The organism is Vibrio sp. V30_P3S12P165 (genome assembly GCF_009904905.1).
Taxonomy (GTDB): domain Bacteria; phylum Pseudomonadota; class Gammaproteobacteria; order Enterobacterales; family Vibrionaceae; genus Vibrio; species Vibrio fujianensis.
Genome location: NZ_WXWH01000046.1, coordinates 85,552 through 109,768 on the forward strand (window position 1 = coordinate 85,552; position 24,217 = coordinate 109,768).

24 protein-coding genes are annotated in these 24,217 nt (G+C 44.3%); 13 read left to right on the forward strand and 11 right to left on the reverse strand.

What is annotated here, in order from left to right; all coding sequences use genetic code 11:
* Nucleotides 1-228: 228 nt before the first annotated feature.
* The 3 genes from thiI to pomA form a co-directional block, all read right to left on the reverse strand.
* Nucleotides 229-1,677, reverse strand: a complete 1,449-nt coding sequence (gene thiI, locus CAG57_RS10000) for a tRNA uracil 4-sulfurtransferase ThiI (protein WP_161426922.1) — start codon at nucleotides 1,675-1,677, stop codon at nucleotides 229-231.
* Nucleotides 1,678-1,852: 175 nt separating this feature from the next.
* Complete coding sequence (locus tag CAG57_RS10005) at nucleotides 1,853-2,812, reverse strand: flagellar motor protein MotB (protein WP_202597781.1); 960 nt, start codon at nucleotides 2,810-2,812, stop codon at nucleotides 1,853-1,855.
* Between the two features lie 12 nt (nucleotides 2,813-2,824).
* Nucleotides 2,825-3,589: a flagellar motor protein PomA gene (pomA, locus tag CAG57_RS10010; RefSeq protein WP_161430897.1), complete on the reverse strand. Its 765-nt coding sequence runs from the start codon at nucleotides 3,587-3,589 to the stop codon at nucleotides 2,825-2,827.
* A 340-nt stretch (nucleotides 3,590-3,929) separates the two neighbouring features.
* Between pomA and xseB the strand changes: the two genes are divergently transcribed.
* Genes xseB through dxs form a run of 3 tightly spaced genes read left to right on the forward strand, consistent with a single transcriptional unit; the run spans nucleotide 3,930 to nucleotide 6,964 of the window.
* The gene (xseB, locus tag CAG57_RS10015; protein WP_099612003.1) at nucleotides 3,930-4,172 is read left to right on the forward strand and encodes an exodeoxyribonuclease VII small subunit; all 243 of its coding nucleotides are present in this window, start codon (nucleotides 3,930-3,932) and stop codon (nucleotides 4,170-4,172) included.
* Between the two features lie 21 nt (nucleotides 4,173-4,193).
* Nucleotides 4,194-5,078, forward strand: coding sequence for a (2E,6E)-farnesyl diphosphate synthase (ispA, locus tag CAG57_RS10020; protein WP_099612002.1), 885 nt, complete (start codon nucleotides 4,194-4,196; stop codon nucleotides 5,076-5,078).
* Between the two features lie 20 nt (nucleotides 5,079-5,098).
* Entirely contained in the window at nucleotides 5,099-6,964 is a 1,866-nt protein-coding gene (gene dxs / locus CAG57_RS10025; RefSeq protein WP_161427346.1) for a 1-deoxy-D-xylulose-5-phosphate synthase, read from the forward strand.
* Between the two features lie 13 nt (nucleotides 6,965-6,977).
* On the opposite strand, the gene truC is transcribed toward dxs, so the two are convergent.
* Together truC and CAG57_RS10035 are read right to left on the reverse strand one after the other, a co-directional pair.
* Nucleotides 6,978-7,718 carry a tRNA pseudouridine(65) synthase TruC gene (truC, locus tag CAG57_RS10030; protein ID WP_099612000.1) on the reverse strand — a complete coding sequence of 247 codons (741 nt, stop codon included), beginning with the start codon at nucleotides 7,716-7,718 and terminating at the stop codon, nucleotides 6,978-6,980.
* Entirely contained in the window at nucleotides 7,712-8,032 is a 321-nt protein-coding gene (locus CAG57_RS10035; RefSeq protein ID WP_099611999.1) for a YqcC family protein, read from the reverse strand. Before CAG57_RS10035 ends, truC begins: the two co-directional genes overlap by 7 nt.
* 82 nt (nucleotides 8,033-8,114) lie before the next feature.
* Here CAG57_RS10035 and CAG57_RS10040 point away from each other — a divergent pair, with 82 nt between their 5' ends.
* Together CAG57_RS10040 and CAG57_RS10045 are read left to right on the forward strand one after the other, a co-directional pair.
* Nucleotides 8,115-9,158, forward strand: coding sequence for a DUF3549 family protein (locus CAG57_RS10040; protein ID WP_099611998.1), 1,044 nt, complete (start codon nucleotides 8,115-8,117; stop codon nucleotides 9,156-9,158).
* Between the two features lie 18 nt (nucleotides 9,159-9,176).
* The gene (locus CAG57_RS10045; RefSeq protein ID WP_099611997.1) at nucleotides 9,177-9,476 is read left to right on the forward strand and encodes a DUF3301 domain-containing protein; all 300 of its coding nucleotides are present in this window, start codon (nucleotides 9,177-9,179) and stop codon (nucleotides 9,474-9,476) included.
* A 9-nt stretch (nucleotides 9,477-9,485) separates the two neighbouring features.
* On the opposite strand, the gene CAG57_RS10050 is transcribed toward CAG57_RS10045, so the two are convergent.
* Nucleotides 9,486-9,974, reverse strand: coding sequence for a GNAT family N-acetyltransferase (locus CAG57_RS10050; protein ID WP_161427345.1), 489 nt, complete (start codon nucleotides 9,972-9,974; stop codon nucleotides 9,486-9,488).
* An 831-nt stretch (nucleotides 9,975-10,805) separates the two neighbouring features.
* Between CAG57_RS10050 and CAG57_RS10055 the strand changes: the two genes are divergently transcribed.
* Together CAG57_RS10055 and CAG57_RS10060 are read left to right on the forward strand one after the other, a co-directional pair.
* Nucleotides 10,806-11,102, forward strand: a complete 297-nt coding sequence (locus CAG57_RS10055; RefSeq protein WP_099611996.1) for a hypothetical protein — start codon at nucleotides 10,806-10,808, stop codon at nucleotides 11,100-11,102.
* Complete coding sequence (locus CAG57_RS10060; protein WP_099611995.1) at nucleotides 11,099-11,545, forward strand: YaiI/YqxD family protein; 447 nt, start codon at nucleotides 11,099-11,101, stop codon at nucleotides 11,543-11,545. The genes CAG57_RS10055 and CAG57_RS10060 overlap by 4 nt, the downstream gene beginning before the upstream one ends.
* Nucleotides 11,546-11,624: 79 nt before the next feature.
* On the opposite strand, the gene ykgO is transcribed toward CAG57_RS10060, so the two are convergent.
* Nucleotides 11,625-11,750: a type B 50S ribosomal protein L36 gene (gene ykgO, locus CAG57_RS10065; RefSeq protein ID WP_040904587.1), complete on the reverse strand. Its 126-nt coding sequence runs from the start codon at nucleotides 11,748-11,750 to the stop codon at nucleotides 11,625-11,627.
* A gap of 9 nt (nucleotides 11,751-11,759) precedes the next feature.
* On the reverse strand, nucleotides 11,760-12,008 hold the full coding sequence (locus CAG57_RS10070; RefSeq protein WP_099611994.1) for a type B 50S ribosomal protein L31: 249 nt from the start codon (nucleotides 12,006-12,008) through the stop codon (nucleotides 11,760-11,762).
* A 129-nt stretch (nucleotides 12,009-12,137) separates the two neighbouring features.
* Between CAG57_RS10070 and tsaA the strand changes: the two genes are divergently transcribed.
* The 4 genes from tsaA (at nucleotide 12,138) to CAG57_RS10090 (ending at nucleotide 15,330) form a co-directional block, all read left to right on the forward strand.
* Nucleotides 12,138-12,833 (forward strand): tRNA (N6-threonylcarbamoyladenosine(37)-N6)-methyltransferase TrmO, encoded by a 696-nt coding sequence (gene tsaA, locus CAG57_RS10075; RefSeq protein WP_161427994.1) that lies wholly within the window; start codon nucleotides 12,138-12,140, stop codon nucleotides 12,831-12,833.
* Between the two features lie 93 nt (nucleotides 12,834-12,926).
* Nucleotides 12,927-14,642, forward strand: a complete 1,716-nt coding sequence (locus tag CAG57_RS10080) for a proline--tRNA ligase (protein ID WP_161427993.1) — start codon at nucleotides 12,927-12,929, stop codon at nucleotides 14,640-14,642.
* Between the two features lie 290 nt (nucleotides 14,643-14,932).
* Nucleotides 14,933-15,136 carry a YaeP family protein gene (locus CAG57_RS10085; RefSeq protein ID WP_099611991.1) on the forward strand — a complete coding sequence of 68 codons (204 nt, stop codon included), beginning with the start codon at nucleotides 14,933-14,935 and terminating at the stop codon, nucleotides 15,134-15,136.
* Between the two features lie 2 nt (nucleotides 15,137-15,138).
* Nucleotides 15,139-15,330: a DUF4250 domain-containing protein gene (locus tag CAG57_RS10090; protein ID WP_161427992.1), complete on the forward strand. Its 192-nt coding sequence runs from the start codon at nucleotides 15,139-15,141 to the stop codon at nucleotides 15,328-15,330.
* A gap of 36 nt (nucleotides 15,331-15,366) precedes the next feature.
* Here CAG57_RS10090 and purL read toward each other — a convergent pair whose 3' ends face one another.
* The gene (gene purL, locus CAG57_RS10095) at nucleotides 15,367-19,260 is read right to left on the reverse strand and encodes a phosphoribosylformylglycinamidine synthase (RefSeq protein ID WP_161427991.1); all 3,894 of its coding nucleotides are present in this window, start codon (nucleotides 19,258-19,260) and stop codon (nucleotides 15,367-15,369) included.
* Nucleotides 19,261-19,566: 306 nt separating this feature from the next.
* Between purL and mltF the strand changes: the two genes are divergently transcribed.
* Both mltF and CAG57_RS16220 read left to right on the forward strand, forming a co-directional pair.
* Nucleotides 19,567-21,102 (forward strand): membrane-bound lytic murein transglycosylase MltF, encoded by a 1,536-nt coding sequence (gene mltF / locus CAG57_RS10100; protein WP_099611989.1) that lies wholly within the window; start codon nucleotides 19,567-19,569, stop codon nucleotides 21,100-21,102.
* Between the two features lie 317 nt (nucleotides 21,103-21,419).
* Nucleotides 21,420-21,551: a hypothetical protein gene (locus CAG57_RS16220; protein ID WP_272870130.1), complete on the forward strand. Its 132-nt coding sequence runs from the start codon at nucleotides 21,420-21,422 to the stop codon at nucleotides 21,549-21,551.
* A gap of 35 nt (nucleotides 21,552-21,586) precedes the next feature.
* On the opposite strand, the gene tadA is transcribed toward CAG57_RS16220, so the two are convergent.
* Complete coding sequence (gene tadA / locus CAG57_RS10105; protein ID WP_161427990.1) at nucleotides 21,587-22,120, reverse strand: tRNA adenosine(34) deaminase TadA; 534 nt, start codon at nucleotides 22,118-22,120, stop codon at nucleotides 21,587-21,589.
* Nucleotides 22,121-22,418: 298 nt separating this feature from the next.
* On the reverse strand, nucleotides 22,419-23,978 hold the full coding sequence (locus tag CAG57_RS10110) for an AbgT family transporter (RefSeq protein WP_161427989.1): 1,560 nt from the start codon (nucleotides 23,976-23,978) through the stop codon (nucleotides 22,419-22,421).
* Nucleotides 23,979-24,217 lie beyond the last annotated feature (239 nt).

Here is a 24,217-nt window from a genome sequence, read left to right on the forward strand (position 1 = left end):
GTGTTTGCAAACTCGGAATTCGAGTTAGGTAGTTTCTACCATCCTGTTTTGTGCAGTTATCCCCTGCCACAAAACATATACTTCCTGTATTTATTTTTGACCTGTCTGTCAAATATTTAGCACCGCTTTAAAGCGGTGTTTTTTTATGTGGGAAAGAAAAGTCAGTGTAAGAAGAGATAGAGAATAACTCAGCCTAACCATTTGGCTAGGCCTTAGAGTTAAACGACGTTACGGACGATAAACTTTTACATTATGAAAACCTTGTTCTTGTAAATACAACGCTTGTAATCGACTCATCACACCTCGTTCGCAATACAATAAATAAGTCTTAGTTTGATCAAGATCACCAAACTGTGTCGCCAGTTTATAAAAAGGCAAGTGCTTTACTACCACACCATCGATACGTAATGGTTTGTCTTCTTCTTCATCCGGACTCCGAATATCGAGTACAACCGCATCGTTTTGTACAGCGTCAACTTGCTCTACTTCCAACGCTTGTTGCTGACTTTCTTTCTCAATATCACGGATATCCATTTGACGAGCGTTATAAACCACTTGCTCAAGAATAGAAAAGTCGAACTTCGCTTCTTCTTGTTCTAATTTAGCTTTTACTGCCTTAACGGTTGGGCTTTTGGAAATCACACCACAATATTCTGGCATGGTTTTCGCGAAATCTTCTGTCCCGATCTCACGCGCCAGATCAATAATATCGCCTTTATCCCAGTTAATGAGCGGACGTAAAATCAGAGTATCTGTCACCCCATCAATATGACGTAGGTTGGTCAACGTTTGGCTTGATACCTGTCCTAATGCTTCCCCCGTGACCAGCGCTTGAATTCCCAGTTTTTCAGCAATCATCCCGGCGGCACGCATAAACATTCGCTTAAGGATGACTCCCATCTGGCCATCCTCGATCTTTTCTAAAATCTCCGCCACAACTGGTTCAAAATCAACCGATATAAAACGCACTTTGGCAGAGGAGCCATATTTATTCCATAAATAGTGCGCCACCTGTTTTACTCCAACTTCATGGGCAGGCCCACCTAGATTAAAGAAACAGTAATGGACTTTAGAGCCTCGTTTGATGTGAAGATAACTAGAGACACCGGAATCAAATCCACCAGAGATGAGACTCAATACATCTTCTTGAGTGCCCAGAGGAAATCCCCCCAGTCCTTTATAACGAGTAATCACTTGATTGAGTAAATCATCAGCCACTTCTATCTGAATGGTAACCTCTGGTTTTTTTAGCTTAACCTTGGCCGATTCCACAGCTTGGTTTAAACCACCACCGACATAACGCTCAAGCTCGATCGAAGAAAAATCATGCTCTCCTCGACGCTTTGCTCGCACAACAAAGGTTTTATTTTCAATCAGATGACCGCTTTGTGCTAAGACTTGTAAATAAATATCATGTATATCTTTAAAGTGTGACTGTTTGACCTCTAAAACTTGTTGGATGCCCGGCGTGGTGGTTAATACCTCCAACGTTTGTGCGTAGAAATCATCGTTATTCGCTGTGACTTCAATATGGTCGCGACGATTCAGCACGACCACCCCTTCGGTTCGCCGCTTAATAATGTTGCGAATATTAGTTTCAAGAATCTTAGTAAAACGCTTACGGACAGATTCACTTTTAACAAAAATTTCAGGATGGGGCTTAACGATAAATTTCATAGGGTGATTCGCAATCAGGATTTGGACAACATTAGCGCGCAGTGTCTGGACACACTCCATCACTGGCGTTACTAAAGGGGGCGGATTATACACGATCTAGGCTTAGAGAGAAAAGAATAGAAAACAGGCAAGCCACTCAGCTTGCCCGCAACCAATAAAAGGGGTCGCACAACACTTACGATTGAGGAAGCGAAGGAACTTCTTCACTGTACAAAGGCTTACCTTGCATAATGCTAATTTCCACTCGGCGATTACGAGAACGCTGAGCTTCAGTATCATTAGGGCCAACCGGAGCTGTATCTGCTAAGCCTTGAACTTTTAATCGCATATGATCAAACCCTTGTACGTTTTCCATTTCTTGCGCAACAGAAACAGCCCGCTGGGCAGACAAGTCCCAATTAGAGCGATAGAGTTCTGATTCTAAACGTTGATTATCTGTATGGCCGGAGACTTGCACAATGCCAGGTACATCTTTGACTAACTCCGCAATCTGCCGGACTAAAGGACGAAATTTAGGCTGTAAAAACGCAGATCCTTCAGGGAATGCCCCACGTTCACGAATGCGGATGACAATTTGCTGACCGAGATTTTCTACTTCGACCGCTCCTTGCTCAATTTCTCTTTGTAAGGCTTTTTTGATATTTTCAGAAATAATTTCTAACTCTTCAGCCATTACTTCTTGAGACTGCTGCGCTTGCTGTTGTTGCTGGTCCAAATCACTATCTTGGTTACTTTGGGTAGAAGTTTCCGGTGTTTCGCCGCCCGTTAATTGACCGTAATCCCGCTGTGTTCCGCCAGCACGATCAGAATCCCCCTCGTGAAACTCTAAGGTTTGCTGAGTAATATCAATCGTTTGTTGCATAATGATATCGATCGGTGTGGGTTCTGGCCGGCCTGGACGAAACTCTTGCGCAATAACACTGGTACCTTTCGGGATATCTTTCACTTCCAATCGGTTTTGTACCCCAAATGCAAACTTCATTGAGCCAGCAATTTGCTTAAATTTCAGTACATCCATTTCAGAAAAAGAAAGCAGTAGTACGAAAAAGCACAGTAGCAGTGACATCAAATCAGCAAAGGTTCCTAACCACGCAGGAGCGCCAGGTGGTGGACATTTACATTTTTGCTCATCCATTATTCACTCCGCTTATTCGTTATCGACATCAAGCGAGCGTTTACTTTCATTTAAGTAATTTTTCAAATAACCATCAATGACCCGCGGGTTTTGACCGTCTTGAATCGCCAGCACACCATCCATAATAAGCCGACGGTTTAATGTTTCTTGTCCACGACGTAAGGCCAACTTATCAGAGATAGGAAAGAAGATCATATTGGCCATGATCGCGCCATATAATGTAGTTAATAAAGCCACCGCCATTGACGGACCAATTGATTTGGGATCATCCATGTTAGAAAGCATGGCAACCAAGCCAATCAAGGTCCCGATCATGCCCATTGCTGGGGCAACATCACCAAATGCGCGAAACACGCCTGTTCCCATTTCATGTCGTTCATCGGTGAGCATAATATCTTTTTGTAATGCCGCACGAACCACATCAGCATCATGCCCATCGACCAATAAATCGATCCCTTTTTGCATAAATGAATTGGAAATTTCCATTTCTTCCAACGCTAAAAATCCACCTTTACGAGCAGCATCTGCCATTTCCACAATTTTGGCGATCAGTTCTTCTGGATCTTCAATTTTAAACATAAAGGCTTTAGCGGCAATTTTAGCTGCACCAAAAAACTGCCCAGCCGTAAATTTGATTAAGACAACAAACGTTGTTCCCCCAATAACAATCAGGATCGAAGTGACATCAACGAACATGATCAGGCTGCCACCCACAAACATTGCCATAACGACGAAAGCTAAGCCACCAATCAGGCCTATCAGCGTTGCTAAATCCACGAAGCGCTCCTCATGCTTGTCATTCGCGTTTTTCTGATTACTCTCTTTATCGGCGAAGGAGTAAAATCTTTAACTAAATTATCGGTAAGTTTATACTTAAAGTCTGTTATCCCCAAGTGAGCATAACAATTCCATCATTTTTTACCTATTTTTCTTTTTTACGTGTGATCGTACAGTGGTGACAATACCCAAATGGGATCGATATACTCAATCGCTTACTGTGGACAAAAACGGTTTTAAAAAGAAAAAGTGCGCCACTTCTACCGATTTACTTGGTTAAATTTGACCATTTCCACGCCCTAGGGTAACTTTCGTGCATCTTTTCTAAGACAAAATGATTATGGCGAGTAAAAAACCTGAAAATATGTCCTTCGAGGCGACCATTGAAGAGCTAGATAATCTCGTTGAACAGCTAGAAAGTGGTGACATTGCATTAGATGAAGCCCTAAAAAAATTTGAGCGCGGTATTGCACTTGCCCGTAGTGGCCAGACAAAGCTCGACGAAGCAGAACAGCGGGTAAGTATTTTGCTCCGTAACAGTGACGATGCACCACTGACTGATTTTACTGACTTGCCTGAATAACTAAAATTTGATGAGTGTTCTATGATTGAGGCGCTTTCTTCTCTTCAGCAGAGAAACAACCAGCAACTGGATAAATGGTTAAATCGTTTACCCTACCAACATCTTCCTTTGATCGAAGCGATGCGTTATGGCCTATTGCTCGGAGGTAAGCGGGCCAGACCTTATCTGGTGTATATCACTGGACAGATGCTAGGTCGTGAATTATCCGATTTAGATACCCCCGCTTGCGCCGTGGAATGCATCCATGCTTATTCACTGATTCATGACGACTTACCCGCCATGGATGATGATGAACTGCGTCGAGGTCAAGCCACTTGTCATATTAAATTCGATGAATCGACGGCAATTTTAACTGGTGACGCATTACAAACATTGGCTTTTACCATTTTATCTGAAGGGCCTCTTGCGACTTTAGCCGAAAGTCATCGTATTAAAATGATTCAAATTCTGGCTCAAGCATCCGGAGCACAAGGCATGTGTTTGGGTCAAGCATTAGATTTAGCGGCAGAAAATCAGCATATCAGTTTACAAAATCTAGAAGCGATTCATCATCATAAAACTGGAGCCTTAATGCGCTGTGCGGTCCAAATGGGAGCATTGGCTGCAGGTCAAGCCGGATTAGAGGTCTTACCGCAGTTAGATCGCTATGCTGCTGCAATTGGCCTCGCCTTTCAAGTACAAGATGATATTTTAGATATCATCAGTGATACACAAACACTAGGGAAACCGCAAGGCTCCGATCAACAATTGAATAAAAGTACCTATCCTGCTTTACTGGGATTACAAGGTGCCATCAATAAAGCTCAGGCTCTGTTTGAAGAAGCGCTCGAAGCGTTACGGACAATTCCTTATAATACCGAGCACCTTGAAGCGTTCGCCCGATACGTCATCGAGCGCAAAAACTAACACTATAAGCGCGCATAACTATGACTCTTGATATCTCAAAATATCCGACACTGGCTCTCGCAAATACTCCTGATGAGTTACGAAGTCTGCCAAAAGAAGTTCTCCCAAAACTGTGTGAGGAACTACGCACCTATTTACTCAACTCCGTCAGTCGTTCAAGTGGTCATCTTGCTTCGGGCTTAGGCACCGTTGAACTCACCGTCGCATTGCATTATGTTTATCAAACACCTTTTGATCACTTAATTTGGGATGTTGGACACCAAGCTTATCCACATAAAATCCTCACCGGGCGACGCGAGCAAATGTCGACTATTCGTCAAAAGGATGGGCTCCACCCTTTCCCCTGGCGGGAGGAGAGTGAGTATGACACCTTATCGGTTGGGCACTCTTCAACCTCAATCAGTGCCGCTCTTGGAATGGCGATCTGCGCAGAAAAAGAAGGCAATAATCGTAAGGTGGTGAGCGTTATTGGTGATGGTGCGATTACGGCCGGAATGGCGTTTGAAGCCATGAATCATGCCGGTGACGTCAATCCCGATATGCTCGTTATTCTCAATGATAATGAAATGTCTATCTCTGAAAATGTTGGTGCGCTCAACAACCATCTTGCCCAAGTTTTATCAGGCAGCCTTTACACTTCGATTCGTGAAGGTGGCAAAAAAGTCTTGTCGGGTATCCCGCCAATTAAAGAACTTGTTCGCCGTACTGAAGAACACTTAAAAGGAATGGTTGTGCCCGGTACTTTATTTGAAGAATTGGGCTTTAACTACATTGGCCCTATCGACGGACACGACGTCCTTGAGTTGATCAAAACCATTAAAAATATGCGTGACCTTAAAGGCCCTCAGTTTTTACACGTCATGACCAAAAAAGGCAAAGGTTATGAGCCAGCAGAGAAAGATCCTATTGGTTATCATGGAGTGCCTAAATTTGATTTACGCCACACTAGCTTGCCAAAAAGCACAAATAATCAACCTACTTTTTCAAAAATTTTTGGTGATTTTCTATGTGATATGGCGGCACAAGATCCTAAGTTGATGGCGATAACCCCAGCCATGCGAGAAGGCTCGGGCATGGTTCGTTTTTCCAAAGAATATCCACAAAAATATTTTGATGTCGCGATTGCTGAGCAACATGCGGTCACACTCGCAACGGGTATGGCGATCGGGGGACACCATCCGATTGTCGCTATTTACTCCACCTTCTTACAACGCGCTTATGATCAGCTCATTCATGATGTCGCCATCATGAACTTACCTATCATGTTTGCCATTGATCGTGCAGGTTTAGTCGGTGCTGATGGTCAAACTCACCAAGGAGCGTTTGATCTCAGCTTTATGCGCTGTATTCCAAATATGTTGATCATGGTGCCTGCTGACGAAAATGAGTGTCGGCAAATGCTCTATACCGGCCATTTACACCAAGGCCCTAGCGCAGTGCGTTATCCTCGAGGTCATGGTATGGGCGTCTCGATTGATCAAACCTTTTCCGCATTAGAATTAGGTAAAGGGCGAATCATGCGTCATGGTGAAAAAGTCGCCATCCTTAGCTTTGGCACACTACTTCCTTATGCATTAGACGCCGCTGCCGAACTAAATGCCACTGTAGCCGATATGCGATTTGTTAAACCACTTGATGAATCCTTGATTATAGAGTTAGCAAACTCTCACGATGTTTTGGTTACCCTAGAAGAAAATGTCATCGCAGGTGGAGCAGGAACCGGTGTGGTTGAGTTTTTAATGAGTCAAAAACTCGTCAAACCAGTACTTCACCTCGGTTTGCCCGATCAATTTATCGCCCAAGGCACCCAAGAAGAGCTGCATACGGAATTAGGCTTGGATGGCCCCGGTATTCAAAGGGCCATTGAAGCCTATTTAGCGAAATAATACTCAGGCCTTCTTATTCGAGAAGGCCTTTTTGTATTGGATTTTGCCAAGCAAATAAACTAAACAGTCGTTGCCAATGCTCATCAAAAGAGGCTGTGAGTATTAACGGTTGCTCAGTATAAGGATGAATAAAGCTGAGTTCACTCGCATGCAACATCAAACGTTGAATTTGATATTGCTGTCGATACAAACGATTATGTTTTCCATCTCCATGCGTGGTATCCCCGACAATCGGATGGCGCAAATGTGCCATATGGCGACGTAACTGATGTTTACGCCCAGTTTGTGGTTTTAGTTCCATGAGACAGTAGCGCGTGGTTGGAAAAGCCCCTGTTGAATACGGCACTTCTACTTTAGCAATCGGCTGATAGGCAGTAATCGCTGACTGAGGCGCTTTATCCTGCTTAGCAAATTTATCAGCGATTTTATCCAGTTCTTGTTTCAACGGGTAATCTAATACTCCACCTTGTTCAATCCAGCCCCGAACAAGAGCATGGTAAGTTTTTTCCATTTTATGCTCAGCAAACATCGGCATCATCATGGCCGCGGTTTCACTCGATAAAGCAAAAACCAACACACCCGATGTTGGTCTATCTAGACGATGCAGAGGATAGACATGCTGACCGATTTGATCACGCAACATCTGCATGACAAATTGTGTTTCATGTTTATCCAACCAAGAGCGATGCACTAACATTCCAGCGGGTTTATTAACCGCCACCAAGTAATCATCTTGATAAATGATCTCTAGCATGATGCCACTGCCTTATCTATCTGATGTAATACATTTAATATGGCTTGATATTGTGGTTGTTCTTGCCACACTTCAACAAAATAGGGAGTGAGTAAAAAGCCTTGCGGTAATGGGGCGTTATCTGCCAATAACTGCTGCATACGCGGTAAAAAAATCCATTGTAACCACTCATGAGGATGTAAAATGTCCAATGAAAAGGGTTCTTTACTCTGTAAATAGTGCACCTTTGGTTTCTGATGTTGCCAGAGAGCCGCCGCTTTAAGCTCTTTTTCCAATGCGGTTAATAAAGCGGAGAAAGGAATTAGATGAGTCATGAAGTTTTACATCGCTAGCCTTGAATTAGCGGCAGATGATACCATCTATTCATGACAAAAAGTTAGGATCAAATTAATCTCTATGCAACCTATCCATCCCCTTACGACGCTGCTTAAGCAAAGTGGCTGCCAATACCTTGTGTTTGATCTTGGCCGGAGAATTCAGCCAATCGAAGCAAAACAATTTCAAAAAATTGAACAAGGCCAGCAGCCCTATCCTTACCCTTTACAACGTCAAGCTCATTTAGCCATTGTGTATTGGAATGAGCATCAGCAACCGTGGATCTGGTTCACGAAATTTCCACTCGATGAGCGAGGATTACTCATTCAAGCTGAGATAAATCAGTTTATCCAGTATGTGATCGAAGCGATGGGCTCTCGCTTACAACAAACGCTCACTGAAGAACAGCAGCAAAAATTAGCCAATAACCCCTACACGTTTCAACCAACCGAAGAAAAAATGGCCGTGTTACATAGCCAAATTCGAGCCCAACTTCATTTGCCCACTAGCCAATATTATGAACATGCGCAACACTATTTTTCCGGAGGGCTTGGCTGGGAAAATTGGCAAACCGTCGGTCTGCAAGGCATCAGTGACATCGGCGCTCGTTTAAGACAACAAAATAATAGTGTATTCATTCGCAAAGCCCTTGACCACCTCCCCAGCTCACCACTGTATGCTCTGCTTGGGGTGCTTGAACATGTCAACATTCCCGATAACATTGCCAGTAAACTGTACGAGATGGCCAACCAGCAAATGTCCAGCTCACAAACGGATCTCTTTTTGCTCTCAGCCTTAGTACGTGCCCTTTCAGGTGCAACACCAAATTATTTAGCTAAATTGACCGATGCTATCCTCGCCACACCTGATTATTGCCATCAAGAGGTATTAATTGGTCTTGCTGGACGAGCTTGGTCAACACTGAGAGAGAGTGGCCGCGCTCAACGTTTTTTACTTCGCTTAGTACAAACGGAGAATCAAACGCTGTTTAACCGGCTCTTTGCCGATTTAGTCATGTTACCGGAACTACGCATGGTGTTATTGCCTTTGCTGCATACCAGCCCATCACCTGAATTAGCCAAAGCGCTGCTCCAGTTACAACGTTCAACAAAACAATCCTCATAAACTAAGGAAAAAGCATTCATGACGAGTAACCTCATTTATATCCTTTTACTCAGCCTGATCTGCTTTGCATTTTGGCAACAACGCCGCCAAGCTGAGATAGCCAAACGGCACATTACTCGTCACTGTTCCAACCTAGAATTACAACTGCTGAGTGTCTCTTTCGGCCAACACAAATGGAAAGCGCCAGATAAAGGCTGGCGCTGGTATACGATCTATTATTTTGAATTTTCGGCACTGGGGGACGATTACTACCAAGGAGAGCTTATAATGGCTGGTTTTCGTCCGGTAAACATTCAGCTTCCACCGTATAGAATATAGCCTAGCTCATCATTCTTGTTCTGGGGTTAACCATTGATACTGATGGAAATGACCAAACATCTCTTCCTGAGTATGTTGATGCTGAAAGCCCAACTTATGTAAGATGGCAATCGCTGAAGCATGTTCAGCATTCACTATTGACATCACCTGTCTCAAGTTTAATCGTTGACAGATATTGGGGAAAAAAGCGCTCAATGCTTCACTGGCTAGCCCTTGTCCCCAATAAGACTTATCAAATAAAAAACCGAGTTCGGCATACTCATCATAGATTTCAATATACATATGCCCCATATACTCTCGGTTATAGTTATCTAACACGGCCATGGCATATAAATGCTCATCATGTAAAATACGCTGAAAGAGCTGCCGAGCCGATGCTACCGTCTTCGGGCCATTCATTTGCGCGCGATTTTTCACACAGCAGTTGAGCATTAAAAAGTCAGATTCAAACGCATCGGTATAGGGAACAATTAATGTTCTACGTGTCACTATCGTCACTGACAATCCTTTGTTTGCAGATATTTTAGAACTCACTCACCGCTTCAAGGTTAACCTGAAAAGGTGAGCGAGAAGGTAAACCAATGCTGACGGTGTTGTATTGATCTTAACAAGGTTTTCACCACATCAAGTTATTATTCTATTTATTTACTTGATGAGCGTTTCAAACAGAGCACGCTCTTAGAAAAGACTAAGAAAAGCCCCGACACGAACGTATCGGGGCTTAAGTCTTACTCGTAGCGATCCTGCCACTAAATGGTTGCTCCCTGCATCATCCTTAATAGTGGTTGAATCCAGCAACCCAATCCTCTGCTTCGCCACCTTGGCGGTGTCCTTACAATCCGTTTTGCCAATCTATCCCGATCAGCTTTCATCACTTGTTCCTTGAGCGGTGTCCTTCCATCATCCTGATGGTATCCCTACCTCATCCCGAGGATCCTAGCTATCCATGCCCATTAACCTCTTGTTAATGGTCATATCCTTATTTGTCCATCGTTCCTGACAGCAACGATCCTTGCTTGCCGTATTCATCCTGAAGTGCTCTTCCGTGAATCTTTCCCATTCCCTGTCATGTTCCTATCGACAAGACATAATCTACCTCTTTTCGCTTCTTTTACAATCCCCCAAACAAGAGATTAATACTCACCCCACATCACAACCATCAATTAAAAATAAATAAATTCAATAGGTTAATGATAAAATCCCATAAAAACTCGTCAAAAAACGCTCTTCTCTCACAGGCTTTGTGAGCGATCTCTTACATGACAATCCCTCTTTTGCTAACCACGATTTATCAGTAAGATGAGCGAGGATCAAATATAAGGAGCCATTATGCTCACCCAAGACGCCACTCATGAGTTAACCACGGTACTGACTCAGTTACAGCAGCAAGGGAAACAACCCACCGTCGCCTTAGTGAAAGCACGGTTATCTTCGAGTGTTCCAATGCCAGCGATAATTGCAGCCATCAAAAGCTGGAAAAATAGTCAGCGAGTCCCCAAAATAGAAATTGCCACCCCCAAAAATGACGCTCAACAACGAATTCAAGAACTAGAACAAACCGTTCTCGCGCTCATTACCCGTGTGGAAAAGCTGGAAATCGCCTTACTGAATAAGGAATCCGTATGAGAATTTGGGTTGATGCCGATGCTTGCCCGAAAGTGATTCGAGAAACATTAATTCGAGCGGCAGAGCGCACTGGTGTGGAATGTACTTTTGTGGCAAACCATCTTATTCCTTTACCGAAACGCGCCAATATCTTTGTGCTACAAGTACCAGCAGGATTCGATATTGCCGATAATGAAATAGTTAAGCGTGTTGCGCCCCATGATCTGGTCATTACATCAGATATTCCATTGGCCGATGAAGTGATCAGTAAAGGGGCGCTCGCGTTAAGCCCAAGGGGTGAGCTTTTCACGACAGAAACCATCAAAGCACGTTTAAATATACGTGACTTTCTCGATACCATGCGCTCAAGTGGTATTCAAACAGGCGGGCCCAGTGCACTTTCGCAAACTGAACGACGTGAGTTTGCCAACCATCTCGACCGGTGGCTAACCAAACGACGCTAAATGAACTAGGGAAGCACGACATGTCCTTCCCTTTAGTGCTCAGCGGATAATAATACGGCGATTTTATCCGCATGCCCCTCTATCGCTGCACCGCTTTAAAACGCGGATTAGTTTTACAAATCACGTACAAGCGCCCCCGTCTTTTGACAATTTGACAATCCGGATGACGTAATTTTGCACTCTTTAACGAACTTAATACTTTCACTTTTTTTCCTTATTCACTAAAACGAGAAAATCGACGATTGAAGTTGGCAACGCGTCCTTCTTTTTGAATGACTCTCTGTTTGCCGGTGTAAAATGGATGTGACTGTGATGACACTTCAATCGTAAAATAAGGATAGATTTCTCCTTCAAATTCGATTGTCTTATCCGTTTTCAAGGTCGAACCAATCACAAAATAGTGATCAACGCTTGTATCGTGGAATACTACAGGCCGATATTCGGGATGAATCCCTTGTTTCATAGTTACCCCTCCAAAAAGATGTTATGTTATAACAACACAATTAGGAATCATTATCATATATTTTGCAAGCGATTTATGCTTAAGACTGTGATATTTTGTTGGCTCTGTTTTTTGCCGAATATCACGATAATGTACAACCTTGACCCCATCGCAATAATAGAAAGTCCTTACCAAGAAAAATTTGCCGTTCCGCGCCAGCCTCGTCTGGTTCCCAGTGCGACAGCTCGAGTCAAATTACTTGGCGAGCTAAATTGCTTTGAAGCCATCAGAGGGATTGAACAATTTAGCCACCTCTGGTTACTGTTCTTATTTGATAAAAATCTTTCTGCAGGCTGGAAACCCACCGTGCGCCCCCCTCGTTTAGGTGGCAATGAACGCATCGGCGTACTGGCTTCTCGCTCCACCTTTCGTCCTAATGGAATTGGCATGTCCGCCGTTACGCTACAAGGGGTAGAAAAAGAGGGCGAGCAAATATACTTACAACTCGGTAGTGTCGATCTGGTTAACGGCACACCCATTATCGATATTAAGCCCTATCTGCCCTATTCCGATTCAATCCCAGATGCAACAGGCGGTTACGCAGAAGATGAACCAAACCGTAGCGAAGTGCGATTTAGCTCATCAGCCCTGACAACGCTACAAAAGTTACCGCAAGGACAAGTTCAACAATCGGTGATTGCCGAAGTGTTAGCTCAAGATCCCCGCCCGGCTTATAAGAAAAATCGTCCTGATCCACGAGAATATGCGGTAAATTTGTACGACCTTAACGTAAAATTCACCGTTAATGAGCAGTTAGTGACAGTCACAGCCATAGAACGCTTTTGACATGAGCGTTTGACTGATATTATTAGCGACTCATGTATTTTTTATCACCCACACGGTGGTAACCCTTTAAACTTTTAATGAACGGATACCTAAATGCGTACCAGTAAATATCTTCTTTCTACTCTGAAGGAGACTCCAAACGACGCAGAAGTTGTGAGCCATCAGCTCATGCTACGTGCAGGTATGATCCGTAAGCTAGCTTCAGGTCTTTATACTTGGCTACCTACAGGTCTGCGCGTCTTGCGTAAAGTCGAAAATATTGTTCGCCAAGAGATCGACAATGCCGGTGCTATTGAAACCCTGATGCCCGTAGTTCAACCCTTTGAACTATGGGAAGAAACTGGTCGCTCTGAAAAAATGGGCCCCGAGCTACTTCGCTTTACTGACCGCCATGTTCGTCCGTTTGTACTTAGCCCGACGGCTGAGGAAGTAATCACTAACTTGGTGCGTAATGAGGTGAGCTCTTATAAACAGCTACCTCTCAACTTATATCAGATCCAGACTAAATTTCGTGATGAACGCCGCCCTCGTTTTGGTGTCATGCGTGCTCGTGAATTTTGTATGATGGATGCTTACAGCTTCGACATCGACAAAGCCGGATTAGAAAAATCTTACCAAGCCATGCACCAAGCTTACTGTAAAGCATTTGATCGCATGGGGCTTGATTACCGTCCAGTATTAGCCGATACCGGCGCTATCGGTGGTAATGGTTCACATGAATTCCACGTACTGGCAGAAAGCGGCGAAGATATTATTGCCTTTTCGACCGAGTCAGATTACGCAGCAAACATTGAAAAAGCAGAAGCCGTTGCCCCAGCAGTTGAACGTGCTGCGCCAACTCAAACGATGACACTGGTTGACACGCCGAATGCAAAAACCATAGCAGAATTGGTTGAGCAACACGGCCTGCCTATCGAAAAAACCGTTAAAACGCTGTTTGTGAAAGCGTCTGATGACATTGAAGCACCTATTATTGCCCTGATCATTCGTGGCGATCATGAACTGAACGAAATTAAAGCAGAAAATCTTCCTGAAGTGGCTTCACCGCTTGAAATGGCAAATGAAGAAGAAATCCGTGCTCTGATTGGTGCTGGCCCTGGTTCGCTTGGTCCTGTTGGCCTTGAATTACCCTTTATCGTCGATCGTAGTGTCGCGGTGATGAGTGATTTTGCTGCTGGCGCAAACATTGATGGAAAACACTACTTTGGTATCAACTGGGGCCGTGATGTTGAGCTAGATAAAGTGAAAGATTTGCGTAATGTCGTGGAAGGCGATCCGAGCCCATGTGGAAAAGGAACTTTACAGCTTAAGCGAGGTATCGAAGTCGGTCATATCTTCCAACTGGGTACCAACTATTCTGAGAAAATGAACTGTGGTGTACTCGACTCCAATGGTAAACACACGATTTTAGAGATGGGATGTTACGGTATTGGTGTCTCACGTGTGGTGGCTTCGGCTATCGAACAAAACAACGATAAATACGGCATCATCTGGCCTGACGCCATTGCTCCTTTCCAAGTGGCCATCGTACCAATGAATATGCACAAATCTGAACGCGTTCAAGCAGCAGCAGAAAAATTATACGCTGAACTAACTGCAGCCGGTATTGATGTTCTGTTTGACGATCGTAAAGAACGCCCAGGTGTGATGTTCTCAGATATGGAGCTAATTGGTATTCCTCACACGATCATTATTGGTGATCGCAGTATGGATGAAGGTAACTTTGAATATAAACATCGTCGTAGTGGTGAAAAATCCGCCGTGCCGATGGCCAATATTGTCAGCTTTATTCAAGCACAATTGGTTTAATTTCCTTGTGGTTACTTCTAAAGGCTGCTTTGTCGCAGCCTTTTTATTTATCTTTAACCATTTACCCTATTTTCCTCTCGATAAAAGAACATAGGCGGCTTATAGCCCGCTCATCCTAATTGAATCAAAACCTCAACGTCCAATGATCTCAGCCGTCATCCACGTGAGCGGTTGATTAATTCACCCATCCTGTCATTACGTTGCGCCAACGCAAGGTGAGAGTTTTGTGTTTCTGTTGCTCTCTGTGTATTATCGAGAACAGTTATCATTGATAAAAATAGGAACAAACCATGCAAGTTTATGCTTGTTGTGACTTAGTGCGCGAACTCTACGCACAGATTGGCAGTGGCGATCAAGCCTATATCCCACAAGCCATTTCCTGCGCTATTCGAGCACTCAATGAAGTTGCAGCCGATACCTCTTTACCGAAAGAGACCCGAGAAAAAGCCGCATTCGCAGCGGCAAACCTACTGATTTCTGATTTTGAGGACTAAAAATGAATCTCAATAACTTTGCCAGTATGGATCCCATTATGTTGATGAGTATTGTCAACATGAAATTGCGTGATGAATTTGAGGGAGATTTGGATAAGCTTGTGGCTTATTTTGATATTGACCGCACAAAACTCGAAGCGCGTTTAGCCAGTGCTGGCTTTGAATTTTTACCTGACGCTGGACAATTTCGCTAACAAAAGAAAAGGCCTAGAAACCTAGGCCCTCATTCATTACCCTAAATATTTACGGGCATTTTGGAACATTCGCATCCAAGCACCATTTTCCCCCCAATTATCGGGGTGCCATGAGTTGGCAACAGTGCGGAACACTCGCTCTGGGTGTGGCATCATAATCGTGACGCGACCATCTTGAGTGGTTAAGCCAGTAATCGCATTCGGTGAACCGTTCGGATTATTCGGATACTGCTGGGTTGGCTGACCGAAATTATCGACAAAACGTATCGCAATCGTACCTGACTGTTCAATAGCGACTAAATGCGCATCATCACGAACTTCCACTCGACCTTCACCATGAGAAACCGCAATCGGCATGCGAGAGCCCGCCATATCCGCAAAGAATAATGAATTGGATTTTTGTACTTCCACTAAGCTAAAGCGAGCTTCAAACCGTTCTGATTCATTACGCACAAACCGTGGCCATAAATCGGCACCGGGAATTAACTCTTTTAAGTTAGAGAGCATCTGACACCCATTACACACCCCGAGTGAGAAAGTATCTTGACGATTAAAGAACCCTTCAAACTGATCACGCGCTTGTGTATTGAACAACACCGATTTTGCCCAGCCTTCACCGGCCCCTAGCACGTCGCCATAAGAGAAGCCACCACAAGCCACCAGACCTTGATACTCATCCAATACCGCTTGGCCTGTTAAAATATCACTCATATGTACATCTATGGCATGGAAGCCAGCGCGATCAAAGGCCGCCGCCATTTCAACATGAGAGTTAACCCCTTGCTCACGCAAAATGGCCATTTTAGGTTTTATCCCTTGCGCAATATAAGGTGCTGCAATGTCTTGCTTCACATCAAAAGAGAGCGAGACATTCAAACCGGGGTCATTATTCTCTTGTTTAGCGACAAATTCTTGCTCAGCACAAGCAGGGTTATCACGCAGCGCTTGCATCTTATGCGTCGTTTCTGCCCAGATGGTCCGTAATTCAGTTCGAGAACGCTCAATCAAGGTTTGAGTACCTTGGTTAATCACAAACTTATCAGAACATTCAACGGCACCAATCACGTGTGAGCAGTCGGCTAATCCATGCCCAGCCAGAACAGAAAGCACATCATCCAGTCCATCATTTTTGACTTGGATAACCGCGCCTAGCTCCTCATTGAATAACGCCGCAATCGCATCATCACCCAAGGTTTCAATATTGGCGGTGATGCCGCAATGCCCTGCAAAGGCCATTTCGGCTAGCGTCACCACTAAACCGCCATCCCCTTTATCATGATAAGCCAGCAATTGCTGGGTACGAACGAGGGTTTGCATCGCATCAAAAAATCCTTTGAGCTGCTCAGCATTATCCACATCAGCAGGTTTATCACCCAGTTGCTTATAAACTTGCGCTAATGCAGTTGCCCCAAGGCGATTTTGACCATGACCTAAGTCAATCAGCAGCAAGCAACTGTCACCTTGATCAGTTCTCAATTGCGGTGTCACGGTATTGCGCACATCGTCAACACGAGCAAAAGCGGTGATGATCAATGAAAGGGGTGAGGTCACCTCTTTTGGCTCACCATGTTCTTGCCACTTGGTCTTCATCGACATGGAATCTTTACCAACCGGGATGGTTAACCCCAGCGCAGGACACAGCTCTTCGCCTACCGCTTTAACCGCTTGATAAAGACCAGCATCTTCACCGGGGTGACCCGCTGGCGACATCCAGTTAGCCGAGAGTTTAATGTGTTTAATATCCCCGATATCGGTCGCCGCAATATTGGTGAGTGATTCTCCGACCGCTAAACGTGCCGAAGCGGCAAAATCGAGCAAAGCAACGGGAGTGCGTTCACCCATCGACATGGCTTCACCATGATAAGTATCAAAACTGGCTGCGGTTACCGCGCAGTTTGCCACAGGAATTTGCCATGGCCCGACCATTTGGTCCCGAGCAACCAAACCGGTTACCGAACGGTCACCAATGGTAATCAAGAAGGTTTTTTCCGCTACGGCAGGTAAACGCAGTACGCGATCCAGTGCTTCATTTACTTCAATACCACGGCGATCAAGTGCAGGACTGATGACCTTCTGAGTTACCGCATCACGGTACATTTTCGGTGGTTTACCCAATAAAATATCCATGGGCATATCAATCGGCGTGTTATCAAAATGGCTATCTTCCAGCGTCAAATGACGCGTTTCAGTGGCCTCACCGACCACGGCATAAGGAGCACGTTCACGTCGGCATATCGCATCAAACACCGGCATATTTTCAGGAGACACCGCCATCACATAGCGCTCTTGTGACTCATTACACCAGATTTCCAGTGGGCTCATGCCGGGTTCATCATTCGGTACATCACGCAATTGGAAGACTCCACCACGATCGCCATCATTAACTAATTCAGGCAGTGCATTTGAAATGCCACCAGCACCGACATCATGGATAAAGGCGATAGGGTTAGCCTCGCCCATTTGCCAGCAGCGGTCGATCACCTCTTGGCAACGACGCTCCATTTCTGGGTTTTCACGTTGAACTGAAGCAAAATCGAGATCTTCTGCTGATTGACCGGAAGCCATGGATGAGGCAGCACCACCACCAAGGCCGATATTCATCGCAGGGCCACCTAATACAATTAATTTAGCACCGACGGGGATCGTTTTTTTCTGTACATGCTCCGCTCGAATATTTCCCATCCCCCCTGCGATCATGATCGGCTTATGATAACCTCGCACCTCTTCCCCGGCATGCGAGGTGACTTTCTCTTCATAAGTACGGAAGTACCCTAATAAGTTCGGACGACCAAATTCGTTATTAAATGCTGCGCCCCCCAAAGGGCCTTCTAGCATAATGTCTAATGCCGAAACAATTCGGCTTGGCTTACCAAAATCACTCTCCCATGGTTGAACAAACCCAGGAATACGTAAGTTAGAAACGGTAAAACCCACCAACCCAGCTTTCGGCTTACCACCAATGCCGGTTGCGCCTTCGTCACGAATTTCACCACCAGATCCAGTAGCCGCTCCCGGCCAAGGTGAAATAGCGGTTGGATGGTTATGGGTTTCAACCTTCATTAAGATATGTGCATCTTCATGATGATAACCATACTGACGAGAATTGGGATCCGGGAAAAAGCGACCCACTTTTGAACCCGTCATCACTGCTGCGTTATCTTTATAAGCAGACAGCACATGATCTGGCGTCACTTCGAAGGTATTTTTAATCATCTTGAACAGTGATTTGGGCTGCTCAACCCCGTCGATGGTCCAATCGGCATTAAAAATTTTATGGCGGCAATGCTCTGAATTAGCCTGAGCAAACATCATTAGCTCAATATCATTAGGATTACGCCCTAACTTAATAAAGCTTTCAACCAGATAATCTATTTCATCTTCCGCTAACGCCAGCCCAAGGAAAACGTTTGCTTCTTCAAGTGCAGTGCGGCCTCCCGTCAAAATATCGACTTGAGACATGGGGGCGGGTTCAGCCACACGAAATAGAGCCGCTGCGGCATCCAGTTCGGTAAATACCGTTTCCATCATTCGGTCATGAATAAGCGCAGCGAGTTTTGTCCGTTGCGACTCCGACAAAGGCTCTTCACTGGTAATATAATAAGCGGTTCCTCGCTCAAGCCGTTTGACTTGAGTTAAACCACAATTGTGGGCAATATCAGTTGCTTTAGAAGACCAAGGTGAGATCGTCCCAGGACGAGGAGTAACCAGCAGAAGCAAACCTTGCGGTTGATGCTCTTGAATAGTGGGACCGTAAGTTAGGAGCTTCTCTAGTTTACTCAGATCAGAAGCCTCTAACTCTGCTTTTAGATCAGCAAAATGCATAAACTCAGCATAGATGCCAGTCACTGGTAGGGTTTGTTCACGACATGTTTCAAGCAATTTTTGAACTCGAAACTCAGAAAGCGCCGGGGAGCCACGCAAAATTCTCATGTGCTTAGGTCTCTATATACAAGTGATTAAGATGAAATTGGCATAAATTCAATTAATTACAATACGTTAGTGGTGTTTAATAAAACCTATGCCAGTGTCACCTCGTCATTGCGTGGGCATTATAAAGGATTTCTTTTTGTGACGTAACACCAAAAGCAACCGTTTGCGTCATTTTTTGTTAAATTTGCATGATGGCACATTTCAAACACTCTCATCTGTTCATCACGCAAAGAATAACGTCTAAACTTTGCCTTGACGCTGGGGTTTGGTATAAAGGCAGTAATTGATGTAAGAGATCTCGAATTAATGACTGTATTCCCTGGCGCGTCTTTTGGTCGCAACTTATGGCTTATTTGCCTCACACTCTTGATGGCGGGTTGTCAAATTGACTCTGATCCTCAAAGTGAATTGGAGCAAATTCGCGCTCGCGGTGTTCTCCGGGTTGGCACGCTCAATAATCAATTATCTTACTATATTGGCCCTGAAGGCCCATCAGGGCTTGATTATGAACTGGCGCGTGAGTTTGCCCGTGAATTAGGGGTTCGGTTAGAAATGAAACCGGCCTACCGGCTTTCTAGCCTCTTCCCCGCCCTTAACAATGGTGAGATTGATATTATCGCAGCAGGATTAAGCCAATCGGAATCTCGTTTAAAAGAGTACCGCGCCGGGCCTGCTTACTACTATGTGTCTCAGCAAGTGGTATATAAACCCGGCCAATGGCGTCCTCGCAACATTAACCAATTATTAGCCAAACAAGATGAACTGCTGGCACAAAATAGTCAGCAACCCATTTTTAAAATTGTCAATGATACTCACTTCACCAGTACCTTAGCGGCGATTAAAGCATCACAGCCTGATTTTAAATATCAAATCGACAATAATGCCGATGTCAGTGAGCTTCTCAAACAAGTCTCTAAAGGTGAGTTACTCTTTACCATGGCTGACTCAGTGGAGATATCGCTATCACAGCGCATTTATCCAGATATTGCGACCGCTTTTGAAATGACGGAAGATCAGCCTATTTCTTGGTTTATGCGTCGCTCTGATGATGAAAGTCTCTATGCATTAGTGATTGAGTTTTTTGGTACATTAAAGCAATCTGGTGCACTCGCTTCACTAGAGGAGAAGTATATCGGTCATGTGGGTAATTTCGATTACGTTGATACTCGAGCGTTTATTCGAGCTTTAGACACTCGTCTACCTAAATGGATACCCTTATTTCAAAAATACTCAGAAGAATTTGACTGGCGATTGATTGCTGCCGTGGCCTATCAAGAATCACATTGGAACCCAAGCGCCAAATCACCAACAGGAGTGAGAGGAATGATGATGCTCACACTACCCACAGCACGCAGTGTCGGGGTAACCAATCGACTCAATCCTGAGCAATCGGTTCGCGGTGGTGTTGAATACTTACGACGAATGGTTGCGAGAATCCCAGATAGTATACCGCAGCATGAAAAGATTTGGTTTGCGCTCGCTTCCTATAATGTTGGCTATGGGCACATGATGGATGCACGCCGATTAACCAAACAACAAGGTGGTTCTCCGGATGCTTGGGCCGATGTCAAAGATCGCCTACCCCTCTTACGTCAAAAAAAATATTTCACTCAAACGCGCTACGGCTATGCGCGTGGCGATGAAGCTCGTACTTATGTAGAAAATATTCGTCGCTACTATCAAAGTATTATTGGCCATCTGGAACCGCATCCTAATACTGAATTAGAGACCGGAACGGAAGATTTACTGGTCATTACGGTTACAGAAGAGTCGATAGATAGTGAGGCTCAAGCTGATCAAACAAATAACGAGGCCCAAAGCCCTGAAACTGGTCAGGACTAAAGCCTGCGAGAAATCAACCGCGGATGTCGCTCTGAAAGTAAATTTCAGCGCCATAACGGTCAAAAATCACGCTCTACTCCCTTGATTTTTATCGTTCGAAATCATATCTATTCAAATGAGATGTTGAACCATAGTGTGACCCTTGTCGCTTGTAAAAAATAAAAAACCAGTGAAAATCAACGGTAACAAAAGGTTGATAAACTTTTATTTTTGGTTCCTTACAGACACAACGTCAAACCATTCACCTTGGTATTACATGATAAAAGACAGAGATGTCTAAGTAAGGTTGTTCTTATATCTGCAGTAGGAGGCGTTTTATGCTACGACGTAAACGTCAATCAAAGCTCTTTAATAAAGCGGTATCAGCTAACCGTCGTCGACGCATGCTGGCCAATACAAAGAAAAAAGTATTAGCTCGCCATCGAGCATTTGTTCAATTAATCGATTAACGTCAAAAGCAAACATCTATAACATAGGTGTTTGCTTACCCACTCGATTTAGTTTTTTCCCGATCTGTTTGTTGCTGTTTGTTGGCTTTAATCTCTTTTCTTCGCCGTTTGAAAAAGGCCTGCAGTTGGTCACGGCATTCATCTTCCAATAACCCTTTTTCAATAGTGGCATAATGGTACGCCGCTTGGCTGGCAAAAAGGTCGAGCACCGTACCAGCCGCACCTGCTTTTAAATCAGGCGCACCATAGACAATTCGCTTCACTCGGCTATGTAATAGCGCTCCAGCGCACATCGGGCAAGGTTCTAACGTGACATATAAGGTTGTCTCCGCTAAGCGATAATTTTGTAAAACCTTTCCGGCTTGACGAATGACTTGAATTTCGGCGTGCCCTGTCGCATCGTGATGGCTAATCGAGCGGTTCCAACCTTCGGCAATAATTTCCCCATTTTTAACTAATACAGCACCAACAGGTACCTCTCCTTCTGACTCGGCCTGCGCTGCTAACTGCAACGCTCTGCGCATAAAGATTTCATCTTGTTGAGTAAAAGGCTCTGTTATTTCTATCATACGTACCTCATGATTGGTTTAGCGAGATTATACCGCGAGCAGATTGATTGGTTAAGGTGATAAAAGTGAGGCGATACCCAAACAACTTGGCGTTACAGGTAGGCGGCAAGTAGGAAGGGTATATATCTAATAACGAGGGATGGCAGCTCAGAGGCAAAAGAGTCAGTTCGTGTGCATAGACATACTGTGATCGGTGGTGAACGAACGCCACCAAAAACTGCAGTTGATCCAAGTGGATGGATATCTCTTCGTTATCCTTGCCATAAAAAGCCCGTATCTACGGGCTCTTTATGTTTATTTACAGCGAATAGGTATACGGAGCCTGAATCCCCAGTGGTATACCTAATGCCCAGTACACAAGTAGGAAAATAGACCAACCAACTAGCATCGCTATCGAGTATGGCATCATCAATGAGGCCAATGTACCAATACCCGTCCCTTTCACATAACGCTGGCAATAAACAACCACCAGAGGGAAGAACACCATCAGAGGTGAGATAATATTCGAAACTGAATCACCCACACGGTAGGCCGCTTGAGACAGCTCAGGTGAAATACCTACCGCCATCAACATCGGAACGAGAATCGGTCCAATCAATGCCCATTTAGCTGATGCAGACCCAACTAATAGGTTCACTATCGCTGTTAATAAAATCATCCCAACGATCGTTGCTTGCCCAGGAAGGTTTAACGCTTTTAGCCCTTCAGCCCCATATAAAGCGAGCATGGTTCCGATATTCGAATGACTAAACGCAGATAAAAATTGCGCACAGAAGAAAGCCATCACAATGTACGCGCCCATCGTCGACATGGTCGAGGACATGGCTTTAATAACATCATTACTGGTACGAAAATTCCCAGTGACTCGTCCATAAACAACACCTGGAATAATAAAGAGTATAAAAATCAGCGGCACAATTGATTTCATAATGGGCGCAGAAAAAGCGGTCAACTCGCCTTCTCGTGAACGTAATGCCGATGTCTCTGGCCACAATGCGGCCACCAGTAGCGCAATTCCTAGTAACATCGCACCACCAGCATAACGAAAAGCTTTTGATTCAATAGCAGAAAACGATCCTAAATCAGGAGCCGTTTCTGCATCCTCATCGACAGGTACCTGATTCAGTCGTGGTTCAATAATTTTTTCTGTGACATACCAACCAATTGCGACAATCAGAATAGAAGATAACCCAGTAAAAAAGATATTTGCTAAAGGATTCACTTGATAGGTTTGATCAAGAATTTGTGCTGAGGTTTGAGTAAAACCAGCTAAAAGTGGATCAATCCCTGAGGGAATAAAATTAGCAGAGAAACCACCCGATACTCCGGCAAATGCAGCGGCAATACCAGCTAAAGGGTGTCGGCCTGCAGCATGGAATATGATCCCTCCCAATGGAATCACCAATACATATCCAGCATCCGCGGCAGTATGAGAGACAATGGCAACTAAGATCAACATTGGAGTCAATAATCTGGCTGGGGTAACGTTGAGCATTTTTTTCAATCCGGTGGTAATAAAACCAGATGAATCAGCCACCCCAACACCAAGCATGGCCACAAGAACAATACCTAATGGGGCAAAGCTGGTAAACGTACTAACCATATTGGCCAAAAAACTTGCCAGCGCTGTTCCTGTCAATAGATTGGTGACTTTCAGTGCTTCTCCCGTTCTAGGGTTTATCAGATCAAAATCAATATGGGAGAGTAAAGCAGAAGAGAGCCAGACGATGATCAATGCCCAAAAGAATAAAATAGCAGGGTCGGGAATTTTATTCCCGACCCGCTCGATAATATTTAAAAAACCATCAATCCGGCTAGATTTACCTGATGGTGATAAATTTACGGCTTGGTTACTCATGAATAAATCCTAATAGATGTTGTGATTGTGAGCCTTATTATGGATGCTTTGTTGGCTTTGAATGATGATTGTCTCTTATTTGCCTATCATTGAGACGATTTATAGCAGATCACGCATGGATATATTCTATAAAATAACCTATAGATAAGCATAAAATTTCAATTGAACAGAAACATCCAGAGACACATTTCAAATTAACGACATAATATAGCAACAAACAAAACACAGCTCATCTCAAT

Excerpts from the sequence above, each read along its gene's own strand:
- thiI (WP_161426922.1), bottom strand. The coding sequence starts at position 1,677 with ATGAAATTTATCGTTAAGCCCCATCCTGAAATTTTTGTTAAAAGTGAA.
- CAG57_RS10005 (WP_202597781.1), bottom strand. The coding sequence starts at position 2,812 with ATGGATGAGCAAAAATGTAAATGTCCACCACCTGGCGCTCCTGCGTGG.
- xseB (WP_099612003.1), top strand. The coding sequence starts at position 3,930 with ATGGCGAGTAAAAAACCTGAAAATATGTCCTTCGAGGCGACCATTGAA.
- ispA (WP_099612002.1), top strand. The coding sequence starts at position 4,194 with ATGATTGAGGCGCTTTCTTCTCTTCAGCAGAGAAACAACCAGCAACTG.
- dxs (WP_161427346.1), top strand. The coding sequence starts at position 5,099 with ATGACTCTTGATATCTCAAAATATCCGACACTGGCTCTCGCAAATACT.
- truC (WP_099612000.1), bottom strand. The coding sequence starts at position 7,718 with ATGCTAGAGATCATTTATCAAGATGATTACTTGGTGGCGGTTAATAAA.
- CAG57_RS10035 (WP_099611999.1), bottom strand. The coding sequence starts at position 8,032 with ATGACTCATCTAATTCCTTTCTCCGCTTTATTAACCGCATTGGAAAAA.
- CAG57_RS10040 (WP_099611998.1), top strand. The coding sequence starts at position 8,115 with ATGCAACCTATCCATCCCCTTACGACGCTGCTTAAGCAAAGTGGCTGC.
- CAG57_RS10045 (WP_099611997.1), top strand. The coding sequence starts at position 9,177 with ATGACGAGTAACCTCATTTATATCCTTTTACTCAGCCTGATCTGCTTT.
- CAG57_RS10055 (WP_099611996.1), top strand. The coding sequence starts at position 10,806 with ATGCTCACCCAAGACGCCACTCATGAGTTAACCACGGTACTGACTCAG.
- CAG57_RS10060 (WP_099611995.1), top strand. The coding sequence starts at position 11,099 with ATGAGAATTTGGGTTGATGCCGATGCTTGCCCGAAAGTGATTCGAGAA.
- CAG57_RS10070 (WP_099611994.1), bottom strand. The coding sequence starts at position 12,008 with ATGAAACAAGGGATTCATCCCGAATATCGGCCTGTAGTATTCCACGAT.
- tsaA (WP_161427994.1), top strand. The coding sequence starts at position 12,138 with ATGTACAACCTTGACCCCATCGCAATAATAGAAAGTCCTTACCAAGAA.
- CAG57_RS10080 (WP_161427993.1), top strand. The coding sequence starts at position 12,927 with ATGCGTACCAGTAAATATCTTCTTTCTACTCTGAAGGAGACTCCAAAC.
- CAG57_RS10085 (WP_099611991.1), top strand. The coding sequence starts at position 14,933 with ATGCAAGTTTATGCTTGTTGTGACTTAGTGCGCGAACTCTACGCACAG.
- CAG57_RS10090 (WP_161427992.1), top strand. The coding sequence starts at position 15,139 with ATGAATCTCAATAACTTTGCCAGTATGGATCCCATTATGTTGATGAGT.
- purL (WP_161427991.1), bottom strand. The coding sequence starts at position 19,260 with ATGAGAATTTTGCGTGGCTCCCCGGCGCTTTCTGAGTTTCGAGTTCAA.
- mltF (WP_099611989.1), top strand. The coding sequence starts at position 19,567 with ATGACTGTATTCCCTGGCGCGTCTTTTGGTCGCAACTTATGGCTTATT.
- CAG57_RS16220 (WP_272870130.1), top strand. The coding sequence starts at position 21,420 with ATGCTACGACGTAAACGTCAATCAAAGCTCTTTAATAAAGCGGTATCA.
- tadA (WP_161427990.1), bottom strand. The coding sequence starts at position 22,120 with ATGATAGAAATAACAGAGCCTTTTACTCAACAAGATGAAATCTTTATG.
- CAG57_RS10110 (WP_161427989.1), bottom strand. The coding sequence starts at position 23,978 with ATGAGTAACCAAGCCGTAAATTTATCACCATCAGGTAAATCTAGCCGG.